The organism is Mycobacterium sp. PO1 (genome assembly GCF_017312405.1).
In the GTDB taxonomy this organism is placed as follows: Bacteria; Actinomycetota; Actinomycetes; order Mycobacteriales; family Mycobacteriaceae; genus Mycobacterium.
Window position 1 is genome coordinate 1 of sequence record NZ_BLTG01000140.1, and the last position, 2,151, is coordinate 2,151.

Annotated in this window: 1 protein-coding gene and 1 pseudogene; one reads left to right on the top strand and one right to left on the bottom strand. The window is 60.7% G+C overall.

Translation table 11 applies throughout. From position 1 onward, the window contains the following. Positions 1-757, top strand: a 757-nt coding sequence (locus J3476_RS27540) for an NAD(P)-dependent oxidoreductase (RefSeq protein WP_207069431.1), incomplete at its 5' end; no start/stop codon positions are given. 60 nt (positions 758-817) lie between these two features. On the opposite strand, the pseudogene J3476_RS27545 reads toward J3476_RS27540, so the two are convergent. Beyond that, positions 818-2,053 (bottom strand): annotated as a pseudogene (locus J3476_RS27545) (IS1634 family transposase); the annotation flags it as partial. Positions 2,054-2,151 lie beyond the last annotated feature (98 nt).

Sequence of the window (2,151 nt, forward strand, 5' to 3'; positions counted from 1 at the left end):
TAATTTGAGCCAAGTCGGGTTTCACTCCGCACGGCATTGGCCGGACTATGGAACAATTATAAATGCGGCCGCATACACCCGAGTCGACAGTGCTGAGACAGCTGACGGGCGCGCCGCAGCCTGGGCTACGAACGTTTGCGGAGTCGCCGCGCTCGCCAGGATTGCAACCGCCCACCAGATAACTCTCGTACAAATCTCCAGCGATTATGTATTCGACGGCACCCATACAAGGCCCTATTCCGAAATTGACCCTGTCAGCCCTTTAGGTGTCTACGGGCAGACCAAAGCAGCAGCTGACCAGATAGTTGAAACGGTGCCGCGTCACTATATCGTCCGAACCTCGTGGGTAATAGGCGATGGAAACAACTTCGTTCGCACAATGATTTCCCTCGCGGAAAGGGGCGTTTATCCTTCTGTCGTTAACGACCAGCGGGGACGCCTAACATTCACGTCAGAACTGTCTCGCGGAATCCGTCACCTCATCGATAACGGAGCTGAATTCGGTACGTATAATCTGACTAGCGACGGCAATATCTATACATGGGCGGAAGTTGCACGGCGCGTTTTCGAATTGGTGGGCAAAAAACCCGATCGCGTGACAGCCGTGAGCACCCAACAGTACTACCAATCGCATTCTGGCGTATTTGCTCCTCGCCCATCTAATAGCGCACTTGACCTATCGAAGATAGCCTCGACAGGTTTCGTTCCCGCGCAAGCGGAAGAACTCCTGCGCGACTACGTAGACAAGTACTTGTAAACACTTACGAACGTTGGCTAGGCGTTGGCTATGCTGAATTGTAACCTGACTTTTATCAATTTAGTGTGCACGTGGCGCGTGGATCTTGGCGAGGATTTCAGTGAGGTCGGGTGGTGGGGGTTCGGCAGCGGTGAGGGTCTGGTTGCCGGCCTGGATGGTGACGGTGCGGTAGCGCCGGGCGGTGCGGACGAATTTCTTGATGCTCCAGCCGGTTTGGGTTTCGATGTGGTGGCTGACGGCCATGGCGGCGAACACGACGCTGAGGTGGGCTTCCCTGGAATCGCGGGTCCGGTGGTAGATCGGGCGAGCCTGTAGGTCGTGCTTGGACATTCGGAAAGCCTTCTCGATGCGCCACAGCTGGTGGTAGGCATCGATGACGAACGACGCGGGCTGACCGACAAGGTTGGTGGTGTAGCCCTTCCACCCGGCCAGGGCGCGGGTTTTGGCCTCCAGTTCGCGGTTGACGCTCTTGGTCGCCCCGGTGAGCTTGATGAACCGGTTGCGTTTGACCGCGGCATGCCCGTCGACGGCGCGCTGAGCCTTGGCGACCTGTTCATCGATGCCGCGCAGCGTGCGCCGGGCCCGGTCGTGGCGGTATTGGTAGTGGATCACCCGGTCCGGGATACCCCGGGCCTTCTCGCTGCTGGTGGCCGGCCACGGCTGGGTCAGCACCAGCCCGTCAGGGATCGCCTCGCCTTCATGTTTGTCACGCCACTCACCGACCACACCGGGAAGGAACGGAATGCGGGCACCGAGGATGTAGGTCAGCCCGGCGGCCTGCAACGCGACCTGGTTGGCCTCGGAGATTATGCCCGCGTCGGCGACCACGGTCACATCGGACAGTTGGTGGGCGGCCTTGAAGGCGTTGATCACCGGCACCATCGTGGCGGTCTCGGCCCGGTTACCCTCGAACGCCGCCACCGACAGGGGCAGGCCAGCCGCATCGGTGAGCAATCCGAGGGTGATCTGTGGGTCCAGGCGCCGCTCCTTGGAAAACCCCGGCTCGCGAAACCCGTCACCGGCATCGGTCTCGAAGTGCAAGGTGCTGACGTAGTAGAGCACCAGGCTGGCCGGCCCCAGCTTCGCGTGCGCCGCGCATGCACCCGAAAGCGCCTGCCGAAACTCGGGTTTAGCGAACACCGGCAAGCGCCGGTTGAGCGTCGGATACGACACCGGCGCCACGCCGGTCTCATCGATACCCCGCAGTGAATCGGCCTTGCTGGTCGGCTCGATGATCCGCGCCAACACCAACTGACGAAACACCTCGTCGTCCGCGGCGGCCTCATCGAACCCCACACGCGCCAACACCAACTGACGAAACACCTCGTCGTCCGCGGCGGCCTCATCGAACCCCACACGCGCCAACACCAACTGACCCGACTTGGCTCAAATTA